Genomic DNA, 1,692 nt, shown 5'->3' with positions numbered 1-1,692 from the left:
AGCTCGAGGAAGGCCCGTCCGCGATGATGCGCAAGGCCGACCGTGATCGCGAACGTGACGACCGCGGCGGTGGCTTCCGCGGCGAGCGCGAAGGCGGTTTCCGTGGCGACCGCGAGGGCGGTTTCCGCGGCGGCGATCGTGACGGTGGTGGCTTCCGCGGTGACCGCGGTCCGCGTCGTCCACGCGACGAAGCTGAAACCACAACGACGGACGGGGAGTAAGACCAATGGCTGAAGCTGGTGCACGCCGCCCGTTCTTCCGTCGCCGCAAGAGCTGCCCGTTCACGGGCGCCAACGCGCCGAAGATCGACTACAAGGACTCCAAGCTCCTGATGCGTTACGTTTCCGAGCGCGGCAAGATCGTGCCGAGCCGCATCACCGCGGTGTCCGCGAAAAAGCAGCGCGAGCTCGCCCGCGCCATCAAGCGCGCGCGCTTCCTGGGCCTGCTGCCCTACGTCATTCGCTGATACGACCAATTCGACCGGCGGCGGTTAAGCCGCCGGTCGCGACTTTTTCGAACTCATAAGGCTTCCGGGTCGTCCGGTCGCCGATGGTTGGGGCGAGATGCCTCTAACCGCTCGAAGGGAGCGGGACAGCTGATGATGGCTTATGCACTGATAGCCCTGGTCGCCGGCGCTGCGTCGGCCTTGATGTTCGCCTCGATCATCTCGGGCGCGCTGATCTCGCTGCTCCTGTTCTATCTCGCACCGCTGCCGCTGATGGTTGCCGCGATCGGCTGGGGGCCGCTTTGCGCGAGCCTCGGCGGCATTGCCGCGGCGATCGGCCTCGGCGCGCTGTTCGGCCTGCCCTACTGCATCGCCTTCGCCGTCACCGTCGCCTTGCCGGCATGGTGGCTCGGCCATCTCGCGCTGCTGGGCCGCCAGGTCGGAAGCGTTGTGCCTAACACGTCCGCGCCCGAGCCGGCGACCGCCCCCGAGATCGAGTGGTACCCGGTCGGCCGCATGCTGCTCTGGATCGCGGGCTTCGCCACACTGACCACGATGGCCGCCCTGCTCACGCTCGGCACCGACGCCGAGACCATCATCGGCACCCTGCGGCGCGGCCTGATGCGCCTGCTGCGCACCACCGATCCGCAAACCTCGGGCGAAGCCGGCCAGTTCGTCGACGCGCTGGCGCGCATCGCGCCGGCCGCCGCCACCATCGTCGCGATGATGACGCTCACTCTCAATCTCTGGCTCAGCGGCAAAGTGACGGCGACGTCGGGCCGGCTGCGCCGCCCCTGGCCGGATCTCAAGACCGCCGAGCTGCCGCCGATGACGCTGGTGGCGCTCTGCATCGCTCTGGCCTTCTGCTTCACCGGTGGCCTCATCGCCATCGTCGCGCAGATCGCAACGGCCGCGCTGCTGATGGCCTACGCGCTGACCGGCTTCGCCGTGCTGCATACGCTGACACTGGCGTTGAAGGGCCGCACGTTCTGGCTCAGCTCGGCCTACGCCGTCGTCGTCGTGTTCGGATGGCCGGTGATCGCGATGGTGATCCTCGGCCTTGCGGATTCCGTGTTCGGCTTCCGCGAGCGCTTCCTGCGCAACCGGCAGCCGCCACCCCTGCCAACCTCTTAAGTCAACCGAAACCTACAGAACCCTTCAAAAGGAGAACGGATATGGAAGTCATTTTGCTGGAACGCGTCAACAAGCTCGGCCAGATGGGCGAAGTCGTGAAGGTTCGCGACGGC

At 67.1% G+C, this 1,692-nt stretch carries 2 protein-coding genes and 2 pseudogenes; all 4 read left to right on the top strand.

The genetic code is table 11. The annotated features are described in order from the left end of the window. Positions 1–221: pseudogene (locus tag JHD07_RS28110) on the top strand (30S ribosomal protein S6); the annotation flags it as partial. Positions 222–226: 5 nt separating this feature from the next. Further along, positions 227–466 (top strand): 30S ribosomal protein S18, encoded by a 240-nt coding sequence (gene rpsR / locus JHD07_RS28105; protein WP_007592020.1) that lies wholly within the window; start codon positions 227–229, stop codon positions 464–466. A gap of 132 nt (positions 467–598) precedes the next feature. Beyond that, positions 599–1,579: a DUF2232 domain-containing protein gene (locus tag JHD07_RS28100; protein WP_291627981.1), complete on the top strand. Its 981-nt coding sequence runs from the start codon at positions 599–601 to the stop codon at positions 1,577–1,579. 41 nt (positions 1,580–1,620) lie between these two features. Then, a pseudogene (locus JHD07_RS28095) lies at positions 1,621–1,692 on the top strand (50S ribosomal protein L9); the annotation flags it as partial.

The organism is Bradyrhizobium sp., from assembly GCF_016462955.1.
Taxonomy (GTDB): domain Bacteria; phylum Pseudomonadota; class Alphaproteobacteria; order Rhizobiales; family Xanthobacteraceae; genus Bradyrhizobium.
The sequence above is the reverse complement of the archived record's forward strand: the minus strand, read 5'-3'. Positions and strand labels throughout refer to the sequence as shown.

Excerpts from the sequence above, each read along its gene's own strand:
- rpsR (WP_007592020.1), top strand. The coding sequence starts at position 227 with ATGGCTGAAGCTGGTGCACGCCGCCCGTTCTTCCGTCGCCGCAAGAGC.
- JHD07_RS28100 (WP_291627981.1), top strand. The coding sequence starts at position 599 with ATGATGGCTTATGCACTGATAGCCCTGGTCGCCGGCGCTGCGTCGGCC.